At 64.9% G+C, this 22,655-nt stretch carries 18 protein-coding genes and 2 tRNA genes; 16 read left to right on the top strand and 4 right to left on the bottom strand.

Annotated features, from left to right (window positions below; all coding sequences use genetic code 11):
- The first annotated feature begins 186 nt into the window (after nt 1-186).
- The 3 genes from H6A21_RS06710 to H6A21_RS06700 all read left to right on the top strand — a co-directional run bounded on the left by H6A21_RS06710 (nt 187) and on the right by H6A21_RS06700 (nt 5,024).
- Nucleotides 187-1,629: a polysaccharide deacetylase family protein gene (locus tag H6A21_RS06710; RefSeq protein ID WP_204561640.1), complete on the top strand. Its 1,443-nt coding sequence runs from the start codon at nt 187-189 to the stop codon at nt 1,627-1,629.
- A gap of 223 nt (nt 1,630-1,852) precedes the next feature.
- Nucleotides 1,853-3,766 carry a magnesium transporter gene (locus H6A21_RS06705; protein WP_204561637.1) on the top strand — a complete coding sequence of 638 codons (1,914 nt, stop codon included), beginning with the start codon at nt 1,853-1,855 and terminating at the stop codon, nt 3,764-3,766.
- A 16-nt stretch (nt 3,767-3,782) separates the two neighbouring features.
- On the top strand, nt 3,783-5,024 hold the full coding sequence (locus H6A21_RS06700) for an NRAMP family divalent metal transporter (protein WP_204561634.1): 1,242 nt from the start codon (nt 3,783-3,785) through the stop codon (nt 5,022-5,024).
- 108 nt (nt 5,025-5,132) lie between these two features.
- Here the strand turns inward: H6A21_RS06700 and H6A21_RS06695 are convergent, their stop codons facing one another.
- The 4 genes from H6A21_RS06695 to H6A21_RS06680 all read right to left on the bottom strand — a co-directional run bounded on the left by H6A21_RS06695 (nt 5,133) and on the right by H6A21_RS06680 (nt 8,521).
- Nucleotides 5,133-7,253, bottom strand: a complete 2,121-nt coding sequence (locus H6A21_RS06695; protein ID WP_204561631.1) for an acyltransferase family protein — start codon at nt 7,251-7,253, stop codon at nt 5,133-5,135.
- Nucleotides 7,254-7,486: 233 nt separating this feature from the next.
- A complete protein-coding gene (locus tag H6A21_RS06690) occupies nt 7,487-8,038 on the bottom strand; it encodes a LemA family protein (RefSeq protein WP_204561629.1) in 552 nt (183 codons plus the stop codon).
- A 250-nt stretch (nt 8,039-8,288) separates the two neighbouring features.
- Nucleotides 8,289-8,381 (bottom strand) — tRNA-Ser (locus H6A21_RS06685).
- A gap of 49 nt (nt 8,382-8,430) precedes the next feature.
- A tRNA-Ser gene (locus H6A21_RS06680) sits at nt 8,431-8,521 on the bottom strand.
- Between the two features lie 231 nt (nt 8,522-8,752).
- On the opposite strand from H6A21_RS06680, the gene H6A21_RS06675 reads away from it, so the two are divergent.
- The 13 genes from H6A21_RS06675 to H6A21_RS06615 all read left to right on the top strand — a co-directional run bounded on the left by H6A21_RS06675 (nt 8,753) and on the right by H6A21_RS06615 (nt 22,581).
- Nucleotides 8,753-9,322, top strand: coding sequence for a hypothetical protein (locus H6A21_RS06675; RefSeq protein ID WP_204561627.1), 570 nt, complete (start codon nt 8,753-8,755; stop codon nt 9,320-9,322).
- 14 nt (nt 9,323-9,336) lie between these two features.
- Nucleotides 9,337-10,719, top strand: a complete 1,383-nt coding sequence (locus H6A21_RS06670) for a DUF4013 domain-containing protein (protein WP_204561625.1) — start codon at nt 9,337-9,339, stop codon at nt 10,717-10,719.
- A gap of 393 nt (nt 10,720-11,112) precedes the next feature.
- Nucleotides 11,113-11,406, top strand: a complete 294-nt coding sequence (gene rpsF, locus H6A21_RS06665; RefSeq protein ID WP_204561623.1) for a 30S ribosomal protein S6 — start codon at nt 11,113-11,115, stop codon at nt 11,404-11,406.
- 63 nt (nt 11,407-11,469) lie between these two features.
- On the top strand, nt 11,470-11,940 hold the full coding sequence (locus H6A21_RS06660; protein ID WP_204561621.1) for a single-stranded DNA-binding protein: 471 nt from the start codon (nt 11,470-11,472) through the stop codon (nt 11,938-11,940).
- A gap of 75 nt (nt 11,941-12,015) precedes the next feature.
- Nucleotides 12,016-12,282, top strand: coding sequence for a 30S ribosomal protein S18 (rpsR, locus tag H6A21_RS06655; RefSeq protein WP_022386306.1), 267 nt, complete (start codon nt 12,016-12,018; stop codon nt 12,280-12,282).
- A gap of 22 nt (nt 12,283-12,304) precedes the next feature.
- Nucleotides 12,305-13,288: a DUF2232 domain-containing protein gene (locus H6A21_RS06650; RefSeq protein ID WP_204561619.1), complete on the top strand. Its 984-nt coding sequence runs from the start codon at nt 12,305-12,307 to the stop codon at nt 13,286-13,288.
- A 41-nt stretch (nt 13,289-13,329) separates the two neighbouring features.
- Nucleotides 13,330-13,851 carry a 50S ribosomal protein L9 gene (gene rplI, locus H6A21_RS06645; protein WP_204561617.1) on the top strand — a complete coding sequence of 174 codons (522 nt, stop codon included), beginning with the start codon at nt 13,330-13,332 and terminating at the stop codon, nt 13,849-13,851.
- A gap of 653 nt (nt 13,852-14,504) precedes the next feature.
- Nucleotides 14,505-15,905, top strand: a complete 1,401-nt coding sequence (gene dnaB / locus H6A21_RS06640) for a replicative DNA helicase (RefSeq protein WP_204561615.1) — start codon at nt 14,505-14,507, stop codon at nt 15,903-15,905.
- Between the two features lie 397 nt (nt 15,906-16,302).
- Nucleotides 16,303-17,589, top strand: a complete 1,287-nt coding sequence (locus H6A21_RS06635) for an adenylosuccinate synthase (protein ID WP_204561612.1) — start codon at nt 16,303-16,305, stop codon at nt 17,587-17,589.
- 3 nt (nt 17,590-17,592) lie between these two features.
- On the top strand, nt 17,593-18,504 hold the full coding sequence (locus H6A21_RS06630) for a DegV family protein (RefSeq protein ID WP_204561609.1): 912 nt from the start codon (nt 17,593-17,595) through the stop codon (nt 18,502-18,504).
- A 9-nt stretch (nt 18,505-18,513) separates the two neighbouring features.
- Nucleotides 18,514-19,812 (top strand): phosphoribosylamine--glycine ligase, encoded by a 1,299-nt coding sequence (purD, locus tag H6A21_RS06625; protein WP_204561606.1) that lies wholly within the window; start codon nt 18,514-18,516, stop codon nt 19,810-19,812.
- Nucleotides 19,813-20,032: 220 nt separating this feature from the next.
- Nucleotides 20,033-20,707 carry an NUDIX domain-containing protein gene (locus tag H6A21_RS06620; protein ID WP_204561603.1) on the top strand — a complete coding sequence of 225 codons (675 nt, stop codon included), beginning with the start codon at nt 20,033-20,035 and terminating at the stop codon, nt 20,705-20,707.
- An 89-nt stretch (nt 20,708-20,796) separates the two neighbouring features.
- Nucleotides 20,797-22,581, top strand: coding sequence for an ABC transporter ATP-binding protein (locus tag H6A21_RS06615; protein ID WP_204561680.1), 1,785 nt, complete (start codon nt 20,797-20,799; stop codon nt 22,579-22,581).
- Nucleotides 22,582-22,655: the final 74 nt, after the last annotated feature.

The raw sequence follows: 22,655 nt of genomic DNA, 5'->3' as shown, positions 1-22,655 counted from the left end.
GCGTCGCAGGGGGCCGGCAAGCGCCCCGAGGCTCATCCTGCCGCGAATCGCCAAGCGACATCGCAAAAGCGCGCGGCGGGCGCGTCCGCGACGTCGTCTGCGCCACGTCAGGCTCCGCACGGGACCGGAAAGATCAAGATCCCCCCGTACTCCACGCAGTCATTCGGGCGCATCGAGCACCCGACGATGCGCAAGGCACCGGCGAACCACGGGAGCTCCCCGCACGCGACATCGTCCTTCCGTAGGCCCGCCGAGCGGCACGACGGTTCCCAAGCTGCGCGCCCGCACGCGGGTGCGAACTCGCACGGGCAGGGATCGACGCGCCATCAGAAGACAGCCTCCCAGCAGCGCGCCTCCGCATCGGCGGTGCCGCATCATCCCGCGCAGGCGAAGGTCCAGGTACCCCGTCGTCCCCATCCGACCGTTCGCCGCGTGCGCGCGACGCCCGCCCAGAAGCTCATCCCCATCGCCGCCGCGGTTGTCGTCGTGGGCGTACTGGCTCTTGCCGTCGGCTACCAGTTCTTCTGGCGCAGCGTCGACGTCACGGTTAACGGCCGCACCTACGCGACGCCCATCTCCGCCACGATCCAGCAGCTGCTGGACGACAACGACTACTTCCAGGTGAAAGCGGGGCGTCTGATGTCCGTCGGCGGCAACGTGATCGATGAGGACGGGGGAGAGCGCTGCACGGTGACAAGCGACGGCGCTCCGGTCAGCGCCGACGATCTCTCCACGATGAAGGCGATCGATGCCGTCGACCTGACGGTCGCTAACGGAGCCGACGTGACCGAGGAGTACACGGAGGAGACCGTGGCGCAGGCGCCCGGTATCCAGATGGACGGCTCCGGCGCCATCCAGTTCGTCTCGCAGTGGGGGCGCGCGGGCAAGAAGCTCGTGTGGACCGGCGCGCAGTCTGGCGAGACGGTCGACCACGAGGTGCTCGAGCCGGCGGTCGACATGGTCGTGTCCGCCTACAACGCCCGGCCGCAGGGATCCAAGAAGTACATCGCGCTCACGTTCGACGACGGTCCGAGCAGCTATACGAAAGATATCCTCGCGATTCTTCAGCGCTATGGGGCGAAGGCGACCTTCTTCAACCTCGGCACGCAGGTCGACGAGGACAGCAAGGCGGTGCTCGATGCAGGCTGCGAGCTGGCGAGCCATACGAACCAGCATATGAACCTGCCGGACTGCGACCGCGACACGCTGCGCTCCGAGATCACGAGCGCCTTCGACGCCATCGAGGGCGCCGCCGAGTTCCGCCCGCAGATGATGCGCGCCCCCTATGGCGCGTTCACGTCGGCCGAGTGGGCGCGCACCGGCGACCTCATCAGCTGCAACGTGCTGTGGAACATCGACACGCTCGACTGGAAGCTGCCCGGCGCCTCCGCCATCACCGATGAGGTGCTCTCGAACGCCTACAACGGCGCCATCGTCCTTATGCACGACGGCGGCGGCAACCGCGCGCAGGACGTCGAGGCGCTGCCGGGTATCATCGAGGGGCTGCAGGCCGCGGGCTACGAGCTCGTGACGGTGTCCGAGCTCATGAAGACCGACGGGCGCTTCCCCGAAGACGTCATCAACGGCACGGTGAAGATGCCCGAGGACGCCGACCTGCCCGAAGTGTGACGCGAGCGGCGCGCCGTATCGTCGGCGGTGCCCTTGGTATAGAATGTGAGGAGCCCGATTAGCGTCGGGCTCTTTTTTGCGACCGCGCGAGAAAAGGATGCAGGTGAAACCTAAACCTCGACCACACAGTAGCTGACCCTGCGGGTGCCCTTCTGCCCTGTGGCATGGCGCGCGTCGGGGTTCGCCTATGCCTTAGACCTCTTTCCGCCTCAGAAGGAGCACCATGAACTACCTTTCCGAGATGCTCAGGCTGCCGGTCGTCGACTCGACGGGCGAGCGCATCGGCATCGTGAACGATATGGGCATCGCCACCGGCGAGGTTTTCCCCCACGTGACGTCGCTGGCCTTCCAGGGGCCTGGCAAGACCCCGTTTATGATCTCGTGGCGCAAGTACGTCGAACGCGTGGATGACGACGGCGTCTATCTCAAGGTTCCCGCCACCGACATCCGCTTCTCCTACCTGCAGCCCGACGAGGTCCTGCTCGCGCGCGACATTATGAACAAGCAGATCGTCGACACGCAGGGCATGAAGGTCGTGCGCGTGAACGACATCAAGCTGTCGGCCTCGGGCGAAAACCAGCTTCGTCTGCTGGGCGCCGAGGTGGGCATCCGCGGTCTTCTGCGCTCGCTGCACCCCGCGCTCGAGCGCGTTGCCGTGAAGGCTTCCGCCGCTATCGGCAAGCCGCTCGCCGAGGACATCATCGCGTGGTCCTACATGGACCTGCTCGAGCGTTCCACCCAAAACATCAAGCTGTCCGTGTCGCACAAGACCCTGGGCGAACTCCACCCGGCTGACATCGCCGACATCATCGAGCAGCTCGACCCCCGCCTGCGCGGCCAGGTCTTCGCCCAGCTCGACACGGCCCAGGCGGCCGAGGCCATCAGCGAGCTCGATGACGACGAGCTCGTGGCCGAGATGCTCGAGGGCCTGTCCGATCGCGACGCGTCCTCGATGCTCGCCCTCATGGACCCCGACGACGCGGCGGCGCTCATCGAGGAGCTGGATTACGAGAAGGCCGAGAAGCTCCTGCGCCTCATGGGCGTGAAGGAGGAGCGCGCCATCCGTACGCTGCTCGGCTACGAGGAGAACACCGCCGGCCGTATCATGACCAGCGAGTTCGTGGCCCTGTCCGCCACATCGACGGTGAACGATGCTATCGAGGGCTTGAAGAAGCTCGACGAGGACTTCGAGAGCGTCTACTACGTCTACACGACCGACCCGGCGGGCTCGCTCACCGGCGTGCTGTCGCTGCGCACCCTGATCGTGGCCGACCGCGATGCGCGTCTGAACAGCCTGGCGTACCGCGACGTCGTCTGGGTCTCGCCTGACGAGGACCAGGAGGACGTGGCCGAGGAGATGACGAAGTACAACCTGGCCGCCATGCCGGTATGCGACGAGGACCGCCACATCCTGGGTATCGTCACGGTCGACGACGCCATGGAGGTCATGAACGAGGAGCACCAGGAGGACCTGCAGATTGCGGGAATGAGCGGCTCCGAGGGCGGCACGGGCGAGTCGATGCACGTCCTGTCGTGGTTTGCGCGCCGCCAGTACTGGCTGCTCATCTGGGCCATCGCGTCGGGCATCGTCGCCGCGGCGCTCGAGGCGCTCGGCGGTCTCGGCCATCAGTTCATCTATCCCATGTGCGTCATGCCGGTCGTGCTGCTGGCGGCGAGCCGCGTCGTGTCGTTCGTGCGCAACTACTATCTGGAATATGACGAGGCGGACGACGAGGACAGGCCCTACCTGGCGTTCTTTTTGCAGACCGCCGGCGTCGGCATCGTCTTGGCGGCCGTCATCTACCTGTGCGGCCAGCTCGTGCTGGGCGCCGCCTACTCCGATGACGTGCTGGCGAGCGCCGCGGCCGGCGAATGGATGAGCGCTGCGGCAGATCCCGACGGTGCGCTCAATGCGGCCATCGGGGCGGCGCGCATGCTCTCCGCCTGCTTCGCCTGCGCCGCGGGTGTGACGTTTGTGAGCTGCGCGTTCTCGGTCATCTACCTGAAGCTTTTGTTCTGGCGCGACGAGCACGACCTCAACACCTCGGGCATCGCACTCAGCGTCTCAGCCGTGCTCATCGCCTGCGTGCTGTATTCTGCCCTCTCGACGCTTGCCGTCTTCCTCGTTGCGGCCTAGGTGAAGGTGGCGCGAGATGGGGAGAGGGACACGACAAAAACTGACGGTCGGGGCCGTGCTCGGCGCCATGGGTCCCGGCCTGCTTGCCGCCCTGTCGGGCAACGACGCGGGTGGTATCGCCACGTATTCGAGCGCGGGCGCGAGCTATGGCTACGGTACGCTGTGGATGCTGCCGCTCATGGCGGTGCTGCTCATCGTGGTGCAGGAGACCGCGGCGCGCTGCGGGTGCGTGACGGGCAAGGGTTTCGCCTCGCTCATCCGCGAGAAGTTCGGCGTGCGCAAAAGCGCTTTGGCCATGGGGGCGCTCCTGATCGCGAACACGGCGGTCACGATCTCTGAGTTCGCGGGCATCGCGAGCGGCCTTGCGCTGTTCGGCGTGCCCGCCACGGTGTCCGTCCCGCTGGTGGGTCTTGCCATCTGGCTGCTCACCATGTCGGGCAGCTTCCAGCGCATCGAGAAGATCCTGCTGATGGTGAGCTGCGTGTTCGTGACCTATATCGTCGCGGCGTTTCTCGCTGGCCCCGATTGGGGCGAGGTCGCCGCCGCCACGGTGTCGCCGCACATCGTGCCCGAGCCGGAGTACGTGAGCCTGCTGGTGGCCACGATCGGCACGACCATTGCGCCGTGGATGATCTTCCTCGCGCAGAACAACGTGGTCGACAAGAACGTCGACGAGAGCGGCATCATCTTGCAGCGCATCGACACCACGAGCGGCTCGATCATCGCGTGCGCCATCGCCTGGTTCATCGTCGTGACGACCGGTGCCGTCCTCTATCCGGCGGGCGTGCAGGTGTCCGACGCCGCCGACGCTGCGCTCGCCCTCGAGCCCATCGCCGGCGAGTTCTCGACCATCCTGTTCGCCTCCGGCCTCGTGGCCGCGAGCTTTTTGGCCGCCTGCGTGCTGCCTGGCGTGACGTCGAGCGCCATCTGCGAGGCATTTGGCTGGGAGCGCGGCGCCGACCGCAGCTGGGAGGAGGCGCCGGTCTACCGCGGCATCATCACCGCCGTCATCGTGGCGTCCGCCCTGCTCGTCATCATGCCCGGCGTGAACCTGTTCCAGATCATGATGAGTGCGCAGGTCATCAACGGCGTGCTGCTGCCCGTGCTCCTCGTCTTCCTGCTGTTTATCGCGCAGGACCGTCACATCATGGGAGATTACCGCAACGGACGCGTGTGGAACGCGCTCACCTGGGCGACGATCGTCATCATCACCGTGCTCACGGTCATCATGTTCGTGCTGCAGGCGTTGGGCTACTAGAACTACCGAGTTCACCAGTCCCGGCGGGGCTGTGCCCGTATTGGCCGTGCTCCCCTCAGATGCGAAAGCCTTCCGAGGTTCGCGCAGCGAGGCGGGTCGGGCGTGCCCTTACGCCTCGTCTTTCGCCTTGAGGGCGCGCCCGGAGAACTCGGACTTCGCAAGCTCGTCTATCGGTCCGGCGAGCGCCTGCTGGATGGCGTTCACCTGGTCGTCGATCATCTGCTTCGTCTTCTCGTCGTCCAGATGGATCGGCAGCACGTCGCTCACCGCGTCGTACACGAGGTCGATGTAGGTGCGTGCCCCCTCGTCATTCAGGTGCGTGCCGTCACCTTCGAACAGCTCGTCTTTGCCCTCGCTGAAACCGTACCAATCGACTACGCGCACGTTGTCGTAGCGCTCGGCGGCGCGCGCGAGCGTCTCGTTGGTGGGGCCGACCCACGGGCGCGGGCTGCGCGTATTCATGAACACGACGGTACGCTTGTCGCCCGCAAGACTCATGAGCTCGTCGATCTGCCCGTCGCTCATGGGGCCGTTCGTGCCGAGAGCGAACACGAGGATGTTACCGGCAAGGTTTCGGTCAATCAGGTCGCGGTAGATGTCGATACCGGCGCTGAACTGGCGGTTCTTCAGGGCGTCGATATAGCCGTGGGGGAAGCGCTCCTGAAAGGCGGGCACGGTTCGCACTGACACGGAGTCGCCGATCATCACGATGTCGTAGGAACCGGCGGGATACTCACCGTTCGTCTCGTCGCCCTTGGCGGGCGCGGGCGGCGTCGCCGTGTTGCCTGAGCCGGTCTGGCCGCCCTCCTCCAGCAGGGCCGCACCCTCTTCGGAGATGGCGGAGGCGTCGGGCACGGCGGCGATGCCGATGCCGGCTGCAGCGATCAGGGCGCAGCCCGCAACGAGGTAGACCGCGTGCGCGCGCACGAAGGCGCAGGGCGTGATGGCGCGGTCGCGCAGGCTCCGCAGTGCGCGCCCGATGGCACCGCGGCGGCAGGGCTCCTCCACGAAGCGGTAGGAGAGCGCGGCTACGGCGACCACGATGGCCACCTGCACAACGTAGATCCACCAGGGCTTCGCGCTGATGTGGCTCGCCGGGTTCATGAGGAGCAGCAGCGGATAGTGCCACAGGTAGATGCTGTAGGAGCGCTTGCCGAGCCACACGAGGGGCGTGGCGGAGAACACGCGGGCAAGCAAGGTGTCGCGCTGCACGCAGGCGGCGATGAGCATGAGCGCGAACACGGAGGTGAGCACCGTGCCGCCCTGATACTGGAACGCCGTGTACCCGTTCGAGAAGACCATGATGAGGGCAAGGCCGATCAGGCCGACGAGCCCCACAAGGTCGCATGTCCAGGTGCCGCGCCTGTGCTGGGGCGCCGCCATCGAGCTCGCCTCGGTAGCGCCTGCGTGCTGCGCGCGGCGGGCGCGCCACCGGCGATACCGTCCGACGATGGCCTGCGGGCGCATGGCACGCTCGGGGATGAAGGCGAGCCAGGCGCCGAGCAGCAGCGAGAACACGCGGGTGTCGGTGCCGTAGTAGACGCGGCTCGGGTCGACGGCGGGGTTGTAGAGCAGGGCCATCGCGAGGGCCGACACCGCTGCGGCCACGAGGGCGAAACGGCGCAGGCTGCGGCGCTTCGCACCGAGGTGAAACGCGCCGATCAGGATGAGCGGCCACACGAGGTAGAACTGCGCCTCGATGGCGAGCGACCAGAAGTGCGTGAGCGGCGAGGGGTCGCCCAGCGCGTCGAAGTACGACACGTTGCGCAGGATCTGCCACCAGTTGTTGAAGAACAGAAGCGACGGCACGATGTCTGGGCGCATCTTCGTGAGCATCACGTGGTTGAACACCGCGCAGAGCGCGGCGCATGCGAGCATGACGATGACGATGGCGGGCAGCAGGCGGCGGATGCGCCGCAGCCAGAAGCCCTTCAGGTCGATGCGACCGGTTGCCGTGTACTCCACGAGCAGCAGGCGCGTGATGAGGAAGCCGGAGAGCACGAAGAACACGGTGACGCCCTGCAGGCCGCCGGGCATCCAGGCCGTCTGCAGATGGTAGACGACCACCGCCTCCACGGCGAGCGTGCGGATGCCGTCGAGCGCGGGGATGTAGCGCGAGCGCGGACGTGCGGGCGCACCCGCTGCCTCGGCGCGCGTGGTTTTAGAGGGGGAATCGGTCCGTTCGGCAGAGTCGTGCGGTGCGCGAGAGGTGATGTGCTGGAAAACCATAAGTGCCGATGAAGTCCGTTCGATCGTGTGTCTGATAGTGTCATGCCGGCGCCGCCGGCGCGCGGGGTTCGTCGATGGTAGCGTGCGGGCCCGCGCCGCCCGCTGCTCGCGCCAAGCCTTCAGGGGGCTTCGCCCTGCGCGTTCGCCATCCGCCAGGCACGGCTGTGCCCGCGGTGGCCCCGCAAACGAAAAGCGCCCCGGTGCGGGCGCTCGTCGCGGGCTTTCGGCTCGTGCTAGAACTTGACGGTCGGCGCCGTCTGAGCCGCGTGTTCCGCCTCGAAGCCGCAGCGCTTCTTGAACTGGAAGATGCCGGCGAAGATGACGCCGGGGAAGGTCTCGATCGCGTTGTTGTAGTTCAGCACGCAGTCGTTGTAGCTCTGGCGCGCGTAGGAGATCTTGTTCTCGGTGTCCTCGAGCGCGGTCTGCAGCTGCATGAAGTTCGTGTTGGCCTTCAGGTCGGGGTAGGCCTCGGCGACGGCGAACAGCTGGCGGAGCGCTCCGGTGAGCACGCTGTCGGCGGCCATCTTGTCCTCCGGGGAGCTGGCAGCGACCGTGGCGTTGCGCGCGTTCGTGACGGCGGCGAGCGCCTCCTTCTCATGCGATGCGTAGCCCTTGACGGTCTCGACGAGATTGGGGATGAGGTCCAGGCGGCGCTGCAGCTGCGTATCGATGTTCTGCCACGCGTTGTCGATGCGATTGCGCAGCGTGACCATGTTGTTGTAGATAGCGGCAATCGCGCAGATGACGATGATGACGACAACGATGCTGATGATGATCGGGATCATGTATGCTCCATTCCCGGGTCCCGTCTAGTCTCATCAAGTATACCCACCACGCCGCGCGTAACGGGGCCGGGCGCCGTTCCCTTGCGTTTCACATAAGGGAGCCGCAGCGCCCGTGCCTCGCGTATCGGGGTCGAAATCGCAAGCCGCGTTGCGGCGAAAGGGCGCCGCCCTATGCGTGCGGAGGTGACCCAAGGCCTGCGAGCAGCGAATTCATATGGCGGAATATTTCATTGTGATGCTGAAGAAAAGCTGGCGGAGGAGGAGGGATTCGAACCCTCGTACCCGGGAACACCGGGTAAACGGTTTTCGAGACCGCCGCATTCAACCACTCTGCCACTCCTCCGCATGGAGTGAAACATGGCGCGTCACAGGGGCGCGCCATGAGAGGATGCTGGCGGAGAGTCAGGGATTTGAACCCTGGAGACGCTTTTGGCGCCTACACGATTTCCAATCGTGCTCCTTCGGCCACTCGGACAACTCTCCGTGAAATGCAAAGGTAATTCTACCGAAATGCTCCGGCTGCGCAAGGGGTAATTTCAACTCTGTTGAAAAATCTGGTCGAAACCCAGCTCAATCCTGCCGAAATCTGGGCGGCTCGTGTGCAAGCCGTGGTCGCATACGGCTTAAGGACCGCTTAATAGTGGCGATGCATGGGCATATCGCCTGCGCCTGCGGATACACTTTCTGATGGAACAAGTACAGAAGGAGGAAGTCATGGCGCAAGCCGAATCGCCGACAGCCGAGCTCATGCTCACCAAATCGCTGCGCGTTGCCATCGACCATGCGTTTCGCGAGGGGAGGACGTGCCTTGCCGAGGACGGCGCGCTCGTTCCGTTCACCATCATCTGCACGTCCGACGGATACGACATCGCCGACCACCCGGGCACCTCGGCATCTGATATCTACGAGTCGGTCAAGACGCTGATCGCCCGCGAGATGCCCGAGGCCTACACGTTCGTGTACGACGGCTTCGTGGACACCGACGAGGGGCGCCGCGACGCGCTGATCTGCGAGGCCGCCAAGCGCGGTGACGCGACGGCGTACCTGCTGGCGCAGCTCTATCGCACAGGCGAAGACGGCATCGCGTTTGACGAGGCGTATGTGTCGGTCGGCACGGCGCGCCAGCTCTATCCGATCGGTACGAAACCGATCGTCTCGGGCCTCATGGCGCTTGAAGAGGAGCGCCGGGCGGCGCGGCAGCGCGAGGCGGGCGATGCGAACGAGAGGGCGACGGCGGACGGGTCGGCGTGCGATGCTGCGGCCCCCGACGTCTCTATGAATTAAAGAAAGGGGTCGCCATGTATTCACAGCAACTGGGATTCGGCACCTCGTGGAAGATGCTCACGCGCGACAAGGGCTGGATCAAGCCGGTCCTCGTTCTCACGCTCGTCGGGTGGATTCCCATCTTGGGGCAGATCGCCATCATGGGGTACGGGCTCGAGTGGGCGCGTCTGACCGCCTGGGGCGTGGACTCTGCGCCCAAGCAGCGCGGGGTCGCTTACGGCAAGGTGCTCTCGACGGGCGGTATCGCGTTTCTGATCATGGTGACCATGGGTCTCGTGCTCGGCGTCATCGATGTCGTGCTATTCGGCGGATGGTATCCCATCGCGGCCTTTCCCATGGGCATCAGCGCTCTATCCGGCTCCGTGCTCGATGCGGTGCGGGACGTCTCGGTCATCGTCGCGCTGGCGATGGTGGTGGTGAACCTGCTGCTCGGCTCGTTCACCACGGCGGCCATGATGCGCGCCACGATCTACGACAGCTTCGGCGCCGGCTGGCGTCTCGACCGCCTGTTCCAGATGATCGCCCGCGACCTCGGCGGCTTTCTGCACGCCTACGCCGTCACCCTGATCGGCGGCGCGGTGAGCGCGGCCTACGGGATCGTCATGACGCTCATCGGCGGCATGTTCGCCTTCAGCGGCTTTTTCGGCCTCGCTCTCGGCGTCGGTATGGCGGGCGAGCGCTACATCGGGACCTTCTTGTCGGGCATGGGCCCGGGCATCGTGGTGCTTGTCGTGGTTCTGATCGTGCTCGCGGCCTTCGTCGGCAGCGTTATCTCCACGGCTATGCAGCTGATCGCCATCAACGCCATGGGCCAGTGGTTCTGCCGCTTCGACGTGGCGCGCTGGGGTGTCTCCTCGGCGCCGCTTCCCGACGGCGTGCCTGCGGGCGGCGCAGGATGGGGCGGCTCGAAGAACCAGGGCATGCCCGTGCAGCCCGAGATGCCGACAGATGAGCCCGAGGGCCAGGGTCAGGCGGTGCCGCAGCAGCCTGCCGGCCAGACCGCCGCGCCCGAACAGGCCCCGCAGGATTTCTCCTACCGCGACGTGCCCGCTGCCGCCCCGGAGGCGACCCGGCAACCAGAGGGCGAGCAGCCCGTCGCACCCCAGCAGCCCGCAGCGCCTGCGCAGCCGGCGGCCGCTGAGACGCCTACCGACGTATCCGAGCCCGCAGCTGAGCCCGCTGATGCGCCTGCACCCGCCGCGCTGACCGAGCAGCCCGCAGCGTCTCCCATCATCACGCCGCCGCCCGCAGCAGAGGACGCCGGTGTGCAGGATGCGCCCGCGCCAGCAGCGCAGCCGGAGGGAGAGCAGCTCGCCGCCCAGCCGGATGAGGGCCCGGTGGTCGCCGATGACGATACGGAGGGGAAGGTCGACTCTCCCATCACGCCCGTCCCGTAGGCGAATGCCATCCTGCGCGGGTGTGCAGCCGCGCGCATTCTGTAGACGCAGGGCGTGCACGCGCTCCTGCGGGACCAACGCGCGCCTGTCTTCAAGCGCGCCGCCCACCATGCGTGAGCGGCGCGCTTTTGCTGTCAGTCGGACGGGTGACGGGAAGAGGGCGGGTGCGCTGTCGGCACCCGGTCCGCAGCAACGCGTTTCATGTCGGGGCGCGCCGGTAAACTGGGCCCGCTCGGCGCCGGCTCCGCATCTGCGTGGGTTGTGGAGAGGTCATGAGGGTGTACCAGCGGGAACTTGAGGTCGCATGGCGTTTGGTCTACAGTTAGCCAGTCCTTTCCTGCTCCGGGCGCACCTTCACGACCTGGAGCCTTTTAGCCCAGAGGAGGTGACCACATGAAGGCCTATGAACTGCTGTTCTTCGTCGACCCTGCTCTCGATCCCGAGACCCGTCTCGCCGTGATGAAGCGCATCGATACCACGATCGCCGCCGGCAACGGTAAGGTCGACAACGTTGACGAGTGGGGCAAGCGCAAGCTCGCCTACGAGATCAACAAGCTCACCGAAGGTGACTACACCCTCATCAACTTCCACGCAGATCCTTCCCAGATCGCCGAGCTCGACCGCGTCCTGCGCATCACTGATGCCGTGGTTCGTCACATGATCGTTCGTCGCGACGACATGGAGTAAGCATCGTTTTGGAAGTCGGCTCGCCGCACCCGCGGCGGTCGCACGAGAGGTAGTGAGTCAGACATGAGCATCAATCGAGTCAACATCTCCGGCAATCTCACCCGTGATCCCGAGCTGCGCGCAACCGCGAGCGGCACGCAGGTCCTGAGCTTCGGCGTGGCGGTCAACGACCGTCGCCGCAATCCCCAGACCGGCGATTGGGAGGATTACCCGAACTTCGTCGACTGCACGATGTTTGGTACGCGCGCCGAGGCTGTGAGCCGCTACCTCCAGAAGGGGTCGAAGGTCGCGATCGAGGGCAAGCTGCGCTACAGCTCGTGGGAGCGCGACGGTCAGCGTCGCAGCAAGCTCGAGGTCATCGTCGATGAGATCGAGTTCATGAGCCGCGGCAACAACCAGGGAGGTTACGGCCAGGAGGCCGCAGGCTCCTATGGTGGCGGCTATGCCGCGCCCGCGCACCAGCCGGCGCCCGCGCCTGCACCCGTGCAGGCTCCGCCGGCAGTCGACGTCTACGATGAGGACATTCCGTTCTAGGTCATCTAGACGGGCGTCTTCGATTATTCAGTGAGCGGCGCTGCGAATACGGCGCCAAACGAAAGGTATTTTGACATGGCTAATGATTATTCAGCACGTCAGCCGCGTCGTAAGTACTGCCAGTTCTGCAAGGAGAACACCGAGTACATCGATTACAAGGATACTCAGCTTCTCCGTAAGTACATGACCGACCGCGGCAAGATCAAGCCCCGTCGCGTCACTGGCGCTTGCACGCAGCACCAGCACGACATCGCGAACGCCATCAAGCGCGCTCGTGAGATGGCTCTCCTGCCCTACGCCGTTCCCGTGGTGTCTTCCCGCGGCGAGCGCAACCGCGGCTAGGCGAGGGACGAGGATCTAGGAGATGCAGGACGGAAGCTCCGATCCGCAGACGCGTACGATCGTACCGTTTGGCTCGAATCGGCCGGCCGTAGCGCCCCGCGCGTCGCACGGGGCCATCGTGCTCGCCATAGGGCTTATCGGATCGCTGTTCATTCCGTTCGTCGGGATCCTGCTCACCGCCTACGGCATGCGTGAGCTTGCCGAAGCCAAAGGCGCGCGCGGGCTTGTTCTCTCGCTTCTCGAGAGCGCAGGGCTGCTTGTCGTCTCGCTGGCGGTGGGTCCCGGCCTGGGGTTCCTGCTCGTGCCCATCATCGTATGCTGCTGGGCAATCTCTGCCTGCATGTGGCGTACGGCCACGGTCACGAACGTGTCCGTGGCGATTGTCCTCACCGGACTGGTGAGCTTCGGCGCCGACGCGATCATCGCGGCGGCTGCCGGTACATCGGTTTTCGAAACTGCCGTCGCCTACCTCACGGAAGGCGTTCAGGAGTCGGTGGGGACGGGCGTTGCCGCCGAGATCGTCTCGGTGCAGCTGGAGCCCCTGATCAGGATCATCTGGCCGCTCATATACATCTTGAGTGCCATGATGGACGGCCTTATGGCCGGTGTCGGTTCGTTTCTGGCGGGCGCGCGCGTCCGGCAGAACCCGAAGGCGCCTTCGGTCGCAGCCTTCGATGCGCCCATGTGGAGCGTCGGCGTGCTGGCGGTATCGATCGTGTGCCTCGGCGCTTCCTTTACCGGCTTTCCCGAGGCCGAGGTCCTGCGCACCGTGAGCTTCACGGCGCTCATGAGCGTCCGCTTCATCTTCGCGATTCAGGGATTCGGCGTCGTCAGTGCGCTGATGAACCGCAAGAAGCTCGGATGTCTCACCAGGACGCTGTGCATCTTCCTTCTATTCTGGTCCGAGGCGATGTTCTTCCTTATGAGCATCGTCGGTCTGATCGACGTGTGGGCTGACTTCCGCCACCTGAGGCGCGACGGCTCGCACGCACAGGCCCAACAGTAACCACTGCACCGCATGCGCGGTGCTATTCGCAAGGAGATCTCATGAAAGTCATTCTTCTTGGTGAGATCAGGGGCAAGGGCGGCGAGGGCGACGTCATCGATGTCGCTCAGGGCTACGCCGAGAACTATCTCTTCCCTAAGAAGCTCGCCGTTGCGGCTACCAAGGGCAACCTGAGGCAGCTCGAGGAGCGCCGCAACAACATCGCCAAGCGCGAGGCCGTTCGCATCGCCGATGCCAACAGCCTGAAGGAGGCCCTGGAGGGCAAGTCCGTCACCGTCGACGCCAAGGTCGGCGACGAGGGCGTCCTCTTCGGCTCCGTGACCGGTGCCATGATCGCTGATGCCATCAAGGATCAGCTTGGTCTCGAGGTCGACCGCAAGCGCGTCGAGCTCGGTAAGCCCATCAAGGTTGCCGGCGCTCACCTCGTGACCATCTCGCTGTACCGCGACATCCGCGCTACCGTGACCGTGCTCGTCGGCGTGACCGAGGAGCCGGAGGTCGAAGAGGTCGAGGTTGTCGAGGAGGCTGTCGAGGTCGTCGAGACCGAGGCTGCCGCCGAGTAACCTTGCCGGATCACACGGCTTTGCACAGCCCGGATGCCACCTCGGCATCCGGGCTGTTTTTGTGTGTGGCCTCCGGGTGTCCTCCGTGGGGACGGGGTAGTTTGGCGCCACGGAGGACACCCGGAGGACGACAACGGGCGGTTTTCCCCACGGTGGTTCTCAATCCTCATACCAGGCGGGAAATCCACAGGTAAGGTCAGAAATGCCCGTCGCGCCACGCGTTGGGCGTGTCTGTTTTTGGATACGTTCACGTGTTCGATTGCATAGTCCGGCACGCCTTATTTCCTGCGGAATGTATATTGCATATGCATCTACCTGCAAGTTCACGAAACCATCACGTAAAGGTCTCATAAATATGCCGTAAAACGTGCGTGCAAACTGTATAGTCGCAGGTAAGCGGCGAGCGGTGGAAAACTCGATATTCATTCCCACCAAAAATGTTGAAAACGTTGATAATCGCTATTCCCCAAGGGAAGCGGGCTTGTGTTTTCCACATACCTATGTGGATAGCGCTGTTTGCGCAGGTAGGCTGCAAGATGCCCACGATTTGACAAGTTGGGATGCTTTACCATGTAAGCCCACGCGCGCAGCACGGCGCCCCTGCGCCCTGCGGGACGTGCGTGCGGTCAGGTCGAGTTTGAGAGGAAGTGCCCATGCCATCATCTTCTTCGGAGGATTACTCCTGGTCGCCCACGGGCGTCACGGACCGTGGCGCACGCATGGGGCTGCCCAACAACGTCGAGGCCGAAGCGAATGTGCTGGCGGCTATGCTCCTCTCCTCTGAGGTGGTCGAGGAGGCGCTCGTCGAGCTTCTGCCCGATGACTTCTACCGTCCGGCGCACAAGACGCTCTTCGTGGCGATGCACGAGATGTACGATCGCAACCTGCCGATCGATTCCATCTCGTTGATCGACTACCTGAACTCTCAGAGCAAGCTCGAGGCCGTCGGCGGCGAGGCCTACATCCTCGAGCTCATGGGACGTACCCTTTCGCTCGTCAACTGGCAGCATCATGCGAGCATCGTGCGCCGCGACTCCATGTTGCGCGAGATCATCGGTGCCACGAACCAGATCAACGCGCTCGCCTACAACGCTCCCTCCGACACCAAGGAGGTCATCGAGCGCGCCGAGTCGATGCTGCTGTCCGTCACCTCGCGCGAGGTGCGCAGCTCCTACAAGTCACTCACCGAGTTCATGATCGAGGCCTACAACGAGGCCGAGGAGGTCTGCGCGGCGGGCGGCGACGTCCACGGCGCGCCCACGGGCTATCCGAGTCTCGACCGCATGCTCATGGGCCTGCGCGAGGGTCAGCTCATCATTATCGGTGCGCGCCCGGCCGTCGGTAAGACGTCGTTCGCGTTGAACCTGGCGCTCAACGCCGCATCGGAGGGCTACACGGTCGCGTTCTTCTCGCTCGAGATGTCGGGTAAGGAAATCGCCCAGCGCTTCATCTGCGCGCACGCCCAGATCAACATGTCGAACTTCCGCACCGGCCGCATCTCTCCGCAGGAGTGGGCAAACATCAACGAAGCGACGCAGGACCTGTCGCGCCTCGACATCCTGATCGACGACACGCCGGGCACGACGGTGACCGAGATCCGCGCCAAGGCGCGCCGCATGCTCCACAACAAGGAGAAAGCCGTTATCATTCTCGACTACCTGCAGCTGGTGAATCCGCCGGCGGGTCGCCGCGCCGAGAACCGTGCCGTCGAGGTTTCCGAGATGTCGCGTGGCCTCAAGATCATGGCCAAAGAGCTCGGCGTGCCGCTCATCGCCCTGTCGCAGCTCTCCCGTGCGGTCGAGTCGCGTACCGGCAAGCGCCCGCAGCTTTCCGACCTGCGTGAATCGGGCTCCATCGAGCAGGACGCCGACATCGTTATGTTCCTGGACCGTTCGAGCTCTGAGCAGGAGGCGGGGCGCGATGACCGTCCGCCTGAGGGCATCACGCGCGTCATCGTGGCGAAGAACCGTTCGGGCCCGATCGGCGACGTCGACCTCGTCTTCCTGCCGGCGTCGACGAAGTTCTACGAGCTGAACGAGCACGCAGACGAATAGCGCCTCTTCGAGCGCCGCACACTTCCCGGGAGGAAACGTGCGGCGCTCTTCGCAGGGCGCTCTCGTTTCGAATCCCCCATCTAGCTCGGCAACGATGCGATGCAATGTGCTCGACGGCAGCCTACGTTTGAGCAAGTTAGACAGCGCCTTGCTTAGTTTAGGGCCGCTTGCGTTTTCGCTTGTGGCCCTTCGCTTGTTCATGTGCCCATAGGCGCGCGCGGCGAACCGCTCCTCCAGAGGAACCGGCCTCGGTCGCTCTGCGCCCGAATCCGGCTGGGGTCCGTGTTCGTCCCCATGAATTGTCATGCGGCTCCCACAATGGCGACGCGGATACGCCGTATAATACTGATGTTTGAGCGTCATTTGGCACAGCTGGTGCCTTACGTTAGGAGACAACATGCCGTCGACAGTGTTGGTCGGTACCCAGTGGGGCGATGAGGGCAAGGGCAAGATCTGCGACCTGATCGCCGGGAATTTCGACTGCGTCGTTCGCTATCAGGGCGGTAACAACGCCGGTCATACCATCGTGGTGGGGGATCGCAAGTACGGTCTGCACCAGGTGCCCTCGGGCATCATGTATCCCGAGTGCGTGTCGGTGATCGGCAACGGATGCGTCGTGAACCCCAAGGTGCTGCTCGAGGAGATCGACATGTTCGAGCATGACGGCATCTCCACGGCGAACCTCAAGGTTTCCGGCAACGCCCATATCATCATGCCGTACCACATGGATCTCGACGGCGCCTATGAGCAGCTGCTCGGCGACCACAACATCGGTACGACGAAGCGCGGCATCGGCCCGTGCTACCAGGACAAGATGGCGCGCATCGGCCTGCGCATGCAGGACATGCTCGACGAGTCCGTCTTCCGCGAGAAGCTCGGCCGCGCGCTCGATCGCGTGAACCCGCAGCTCGAGAAGATTTTCGGCCTGCCCACCTACACCGTGGACCAGATCTGCGAGGAGTACCTGGCCTACGCCGAGCGCCTGCGCCCCTACATCTGCGAGAGCGGCCTTTTGCTCAACGAGATGGTTGAGGAGGGCAAGTCCATCCTGTTCGAGGGCGCCCAGGCGACGCTGCTCGACATCGACCACGGCACGTATCCGTACGTGACGTCTTCCAACTGCACTGCCGGCGGCGCCGTGACGGGCTCCGGCGTGGGCATGAAGAACATCGACCGCGTGCTCGGCATTATGAAGGCCTACATCACCCGCGTGGGTGAGGGCCCCATGCCCACCGAGCTCGCTTATGAGACCGAAGAGGGCCACACCCTCACCGAGAACGGCTACGAGTACGGCGTCGTCACCGGCCGTCGCCGTCGCTGCGGCTGGTTCGACGGCGTGATCGCCAACTACGCCGCCCGCGTGAACGGCCTGACCGACATCGCACTTACCAAGCTCGACGTGCTGTCTGCCTTCGATACCATCAAGGTGTGCGTCGCCTACGAGTGCGACGGCGTGCGCTACACCACGGTCCCTGAGCACGAGAGCGTGTTCGCGGCCGCGAAGCCCGTCTACGAGGAGCTGCCCGGCTGGAAGTGCGACATCTCCGCCTGCCGCAGCTTCGACGAGCTGCCCCAGGCCGCCCAGGACTACGTCGCCTATATCGAGAAGCTCGCCCACACCCGCGTGTCCTTCGTGTCCGTCGGGCCCGACCGCGAGCAGACCATCAACAGGTATTGGAACTAAGCCATGCGCAAGTTCGCCATCGTTACCGATAGCGCGTCGGACCTCAACCGCGCCGCCATCGAGCGTTTCGACATCCGCGTCGTGCCGCTGCACATCGTCGCCGACGGGCACGATTACCGCGACGGCGTCGATATCCAGATCGACGAGTACCTCGATCTGCTGCGCGAGGTGAAGGAGCTTCCCCAGACCTCGCAGCCGGCGCCGGCCGATTTCGTCGAGACCTACCGCACGCTCGTGGACGAGGGGTACACGGACATCCTGTCCATCCATATCGCCCGCGAGCTGTCGTCGACTATCGAGACGCCGCGCTTTTTGGCCAAGCAGATGCCTGCGGGCGTCCGCATCGAGGTCATCGACAGCTACTCGGCCACGGTCGGCCAGGGCGCCATGGTGCTCGAGGCCGCCGCGATCGCCGAGGCGGGCGGCACCATGGATGAGGCCATCGAGCGCGTGCTCGCCATCCGCGACACGGCGAAGATCCATTTCATTCCCGATAACCTTTCGAACCTCGTGAAGGGCGGTCGCGCCACGCGCGCCCAGCACCTTGCGACCTCCATCCTCAACGTGAAGGTGGTCATCGAGGTGGGCGAGCACGGTTGCATCGAGGTGGCGCACAAGGCCAAGGGCCTGCGCAACGCCATCGCCTTCATGGTGCGCCAGCTCACGCGCCGCTCGCAGGAGCTCGGCGAACTCACCTACTACAAGCTGCACACGCGCAGCCCCAAGGCGATCAAGATGCTCGAGAAGCCGCTCGAGACCAACGAGCTCAACGGCGTCTGCGGCGGTATCGCCACGATCGGCCCCTGCATCGCCACGCATGTGGGCGAAGGCGCCGTCGGCCTGCTCAGCTATCCGAGCGCGCTGCACAGCCCGCTGCTCGATGGCGTCGACATGTTCCTCAAAGCGGACATCTAGGGAGGACCCATGAACGCAGAAACCATCGATATCCTGCTGCTGGGAAGCGGCGGCCGAGAGCACGCGCTGGCCAAGAAGCTGTCTGAGTCCCCGCGCTGCGGCACGCTCTACATCGCGCCGGGCAACGGCGGTACGCTCGCGTGCGGCGAGAACGTCGTCCTCGACGAGAACGATCCCGCCGCGGTTGCGGATTTCGCGCGCGAGACGGGCTGCGGTCTGGTTGTCATCGGCCCGGAGGCCCCGCTTGTCGTAGGCGTTGCCGATGCGGTGCGCGAGGCGGGCATCCCCTGCTTCGGTCCGGGTGCCGCCGGCGCCCAGATGGAGGGCTCCAAGCTCTTCTCCAAGCAGGTCATGGAGCGCGCGGGCGTTCCCACCGCTGCGTACGGCTCGTTTACCGACGAGGAGAGCGCGCTTGCGTACGTGCGCGAGCAGGGCGCGCCTCTCGTGGTGAAGGCCGACGGCCTCGCTGCCGGCAAGGGCGTCGTGGTGGCCACGGAGCTCGCTGAGGCCGAGGCGGCCGTGCGCGAGTGCTTCGCCGGCGCGTTCGGCGACGCCGGCTCCACCGTCGTGATCGAGGAGATGCTCACCGGCCCCGAGTGCTCGCTGTTGGCGTTCACCGATGGCAAGGCCGTCCGCCCGATGGCCACCTCGCAGGACCACAAGCGCGCCCTCGAGGGCGACAAGGGTCCCAACACGGGAGGCATGGGCGTCTACAGCCCGGTGCCCATCGTGACCGATGAGGAGCACGCCCAGATGGAGCAGATCATGGATGCCGTCGTGGCGGAGCTTGCGGCCGAGGGCATTGATTACCGCGGCTGCCTCTACGGCGGCTTCATGCTCACTCCTGCGGGCCCGAAGGTGCTGGAGTTCAACGCGCGCTTTGGCGACCCCGAGACCCAGGTGATCCTGCCGCGTCTGGAGAACGATCTGGTCGAGGTCATGCTGGCGTGCGCCGAGCAGCATCTGGACGAGGTCGAGCTGAGCTGGCGCCCCGAGTACGCCGTTTCCGTTGTCCTGACGAGTGCGGGGTATCCGGGCTCGTACGAGAAGGGCAAAATCATCACCGGTATCGAGAATGCCGATGCTATGGAGAACGTCACCGTGTATCATGCTGGTACGCGTGTTGACGATGAAGGGAATGTGCTCACCAACGGCGGCCGAGTGCTCAACGTGACGGCGCTTGCGCCCACGTTCGAGGCTGCGCGCAACCTTGCCTACGAAGCTTGCGAGAAGATTGACTTCGAGGGCAAGACGCTGCGCCACGACATCGGCCTGCGCGCGTTGCGCGGGCGCGATGCCTGGAACTAACCTTTGTTTTTCACGCTACTTCTCATAGCTGTCCGGGAAGCGGGCCTGCCTTCGAGCGGGCCCGCTTCCCGTTTTCGGCGGCGGCGGGAGGGCTGCGGCGGCGCGCTTTTCCTCCGAGGAAATGCACGCCGATGCGGATTCGTCGTGCACCGGCGCTACAATAGGCGTCGCTAAACATGGGCAAATGCGGCGTTGCCGCTGCTAGGGAAGGTGAGCTTGCATGGATGAGAAGAACCTTGAGCAAGATATAGACGAGCAGCCCGCCGAGGGCCAGGGCGAGACCGTGACCGCTGAGGAGGTCGAGCAGGAGGAGTACGTGCCTACGCTCGTACTTGGCGACGATGACGAGCGCGATCCGGGCCTGCACGAGCGCATCCTCTCCGAGGACCTCGCCTGGCATGGCAAGATCTTCGACGTCAACACCCTGCAGGTAGAGCTGCCGAACGGCCACACCTCGCGTCGCGATATCGTCCGCCACTGCGGCGCCGCCGCCATCGTGGCGCTGACCGAGTCCGGCAAGATCGCGCTCGTGCGCCAGTACCGCACCGCGCTCGATCGCGTGACCGTCGAGATTCCCGCCGGCAAGCTCGACCCGGGTGAGGACCCGGAGGAGTGCGCCCGCCGCGAGCTCCACGAGGAGACCGGCTTCATTGCGCATCGCCTGCGCCATCTCACCACCATCGCCAGTTCCTGCGGCTTCTCCGACGAACTCATCAACATCTACATGGCCACGCAGCTCGAGTTCGACCAGGCCTGCCCGGATGAGGATGAGTTCCTGAACGTCGACCTCGTGCCGCTCGGCGAGCTCATCGACGCCGTGCTCGACGGCAAGATCCAAGACGCCAAGACTGTTGTCGGCGCCCTGGCCTGCGACGCTATCGCCCACCGTCTGTAAGACCGCGCCCCGTCCCCCCAGAGGACAAGGAGGCCAACGGGACTACCAGTAAAGGAAAACCCATCGTGACCAAAGCCAAGCATCCCAGCATGTTCCGCCGTTTCGTGGCGTACTACGGACCGCAAAAGCATCTGTTCATCGCCGATACCGTGTGCGCCCTGGTGCTTGCCGGCATCGACCTCGCGTTCCCCATCATCCTGCGCAACCTCACTGGAGGCCTCTTCACCGAGGGCTCTCAGGCCATCATGGGCTCGCTTGCCATGATCGCCATCGGCCTGGTAGCCATGTACGCGGTGCGCACGGCCTGCAAGTACTTCGTCGCGGCACAGGGTCACATCATGGGCGCGCGCATGGAGTCCAAGATGCGCGAGGACCTGTTCGACCAGTACGAGCGCTTCTGCTTCGCCTACTTCGACCGCGTGAACTCCGGCGACATGATGAGCCGCGTGGTGAACGACCTGTTCGACATCTGCGAGGGCGCGCACCATCTGCCCGAATGGATCATCATCTGCGGCATCGAGATCATCGGCGCCTTCGTCATCCTGTTCACTATCGCGCCGGTGCTCGCCGGCGTCATGGCCATCATCACGGCCATCTTCGTCGCCATCATGGTGCGCCAGAACTTCGCCATGCGCGCCGTCTACGCGGACAACCGCAAGAAGATCTCCGGCGTGAACTCCCAGCTGCAGGACTCCCTGTCTGGTATCCGCGTCGTGAAGTCGTTCGCCAACGAGGCCACCGAGCGCACGAAGTTCCGCCGCTCGAACGCCGCCTACCTGGACTCCAAGGTCGACCAGTACCACGCCATGGGTGCCTATCAGGCCACGAGCGCGCTCATGACCGGCGTGCTCTACACCACGATTGTGGTGCTCGGCGGCTACCTCATCGCGCAGGGCAACATGACCGCCGCGGACCTTGCCACCTTCGCGCTCTACATCAGCCTGTTCGCCACGCCCATCGAGACGCTCGTCAACTCCACCGAGACGTTCCAGAAGGCTATCGCCGGCTTCAAGCGCATGGACGAGGTGCTCGCCACCGTGCCGGACATCGAGGACGCGCCGGACGCGCGCCCGCTCGAGGTCACGAGCGGCGCCATCGAGTATCGCGACGTGTGCTTCTCCTACAAGGATGTCGAGCTGGGCGCGGCCGCCGAGGGCCGTCCGGTTATCGACCACCTGAACCTTGCCATCCGCCCCGGCGAGACCATCGCGCTCGTGGGTCCCTCCGGCGGCGGCAAGTCCACCACCTGCTCGCTGCTGCCGCGCTTCTACGACATCGACGCCGGCTCCATCACCATCGACGGCCAGGACGTGCGCTCGGTCACGCAGGAGAGCCTGCGTCGCGCCATCGGCCTCGTCCAGCAGGACGTCTACCTGTTCGACGGCACCATCCGCGAGAACATCGCCTACGGTCGCCCTGGCGCCACCGATGAGGAGATCGAGGACGCAGCCCGCCGCGCGAACATCCACGACTTCATCTGCTCGCTGCCCGACGGCTACGATACCGTAGTGGGCGAGCGCGGCGGCCGTCTGTCCGGCGGCCAGAAGCAGCGCGTGGCCATCGCCCGCGTGTTCCTCAAGAACCCGAAGATCCTCATCCTCGACGAGGCGACCAGCGCGCTCGACAACGAGAGCGAGGAGGCCGTCCAGGAGGCGCTCGAGGAGCTCGCGCAGGATCGAACGACCATCATTATCGCGCACCGCCTGTCCACCATTAAGGGCGCCGACGAGATTGCCACGGTCGAACGTGGTCAGGTCGTGGAACGTGGCACGCATGAGGAGCTTCTCGCACGTGGGGGCACCTATGCCCGCTACTATCGAATGCAGTTCGAGGGCGTGCGCGCCAAAGACGCCGGCGATGCTGGCGTCGCGTAGGGGCGCTTCCGCCCGACTACGGCACGAGAGTTGATTGAGACGCGCCGGGGCCACACCCGGCGCTCGCATATTAA

It is taken from the genome of Collinsella tanakaei (genome assembly GCF_016902615.1).
Taxonomy (GTDB): domain Bacteria; phylum Actinomycetota; class Coriobacteriia; order Coriobacteriales; family Coriobacteriaceae; genus Collinsella; species Collinsella tanakaei_A.
The sequence above is the reverse complement of the archived record's forward strand: the minus strand, read 5'-3'. Positions and strand labels throughout refer to the sequence as shown.

Excerpts from the sequence above, each read along its gene's own strand:
- H6A21_RS06710 (WP_204561640.1), top strand. The coding sequence starts at position 187 with ATGCGCAAGGCACCGGCGAACCACGGGAGCTCCCCGCACGCGACATCG.
- H6A21_RS06705 (WP_204561637.1), top strand. The coding sequence starts at position 1,853 with ATGAACTACCTTTCCGAGATGCTCAGGCTGCCGGTCGTCGACTCGACG.
- H6A21_RS06700 (WP_204561634.1), top strand. The coding sequence starts at position 3,783 with ATGGGGAGAGGGACACGACAAAAACTGACGGTCGGGGCCGTGCTCGGC.
- H6A21_RS06695 (WP_204561631.1), bottom strand. The coding sequence starts at position 7,253 with ATGGTTTTCCAGCACATCACCTCTCGCGCACCGCACGACTCTGCCGAA.
- H6A21_RS06690 (WP_204561629.1), bottom strand. The coding sequence starts at position 8,038 with ATGATCCCGATCATCATCAGCATCGTTGTCGTCATCATCGTCATCTGC.
- H6A21_RS06675 (WP_204561627.1), top strand. The coding sequence starts at position 8,753 with ATGGCGCAAGCCGAATCGCCGACAGCCGAGCTCATGCTCACCAAATCG.
- H6A21_RS06670 (WP_204561625.1), top strand. The coding sequence starts at position 9,337 with ATGTATTCACAGCAACTGGGATTCGGCACCTCGTGGAAGATGCTCACG.
- rpsF (WP_204561623.1), top strand. The coding sequence starts at position 11,113 with ATGAAGGCCTATGAACTGCTGTTCTTCGTCGACCCTGCTCTCGATCCC.
- H6A21_RS06660 (WP_204561621.1), top strand. The coding sequence starts at position 11,470 with ATGAGCATCAATCGAGTCAACATCTCCGGCAATCTCACCCGTGATCCC.
- rpsR (WP_022386306.1), top strand. The coding sequence starts at position 12,016 with ATGGCTAATGATTATTCAGCACGTCAGCCGCGTCGTAAGTACTGCCAG.
- H6A21_RS06650 (WP_204561619.1), top strand. The coding sequence starts at position 12,305 with ATGCAGGACGGAAGCTCCGATCCGCAGACGCGTACGATCGTACCGTTT.
- rplI (WP_204561617.1), top strand. The coding sequence starts at position 13,330 with ATGAAAGTCATTCTTCTTGGTGAGATCAGGGGCAAGGGCGGCGAGGGC.
- dnaB (WP_204561615.1), top strand. The coding sequence starts at position 14,505 with ATGCCATCATCTTCTTCGGAGGATTACTCCTGGTCGCCCACGGGCGTC.
- H6A21_RS06635 (WP_204561612.1), top strand. The coding sequence starts at position 16,303 with ATGCCGTCGACAGTGTTGGTCGGTACCCAGTGGGGCGATGAGGGCAAG.
- H6A21_RS06630 (WP_204561609.1), top strand. The coding sequence starts at position 17,593 with ATGCGCAAGTTCGCCATCGTTACCGATAGCGCGTCGGACCTCAACCGC.
- purD (WP_204561606.1), top strand. The coding sequence starts at position 18,514 with ATGAACGCAGAAACCATCGATATCCTGCTGCTGGGAAGCGGCGGCCGA.
- H6A21_RS06620 (WP_204561603.1), top strand. The coding sequence starts at position 20,033 with ATGGATGAGAAGAACCTTGAGCAAGATATAGACGAGCAGCCCGCCGAG.
- H6A21_RS06615 (WP_204561680.1), top strand. The coding sequence starts at position 20,797 with ATGTTCCGCCGTTTCGTGGCGTACTACGGACCGCAAAAGCATCTGTTC.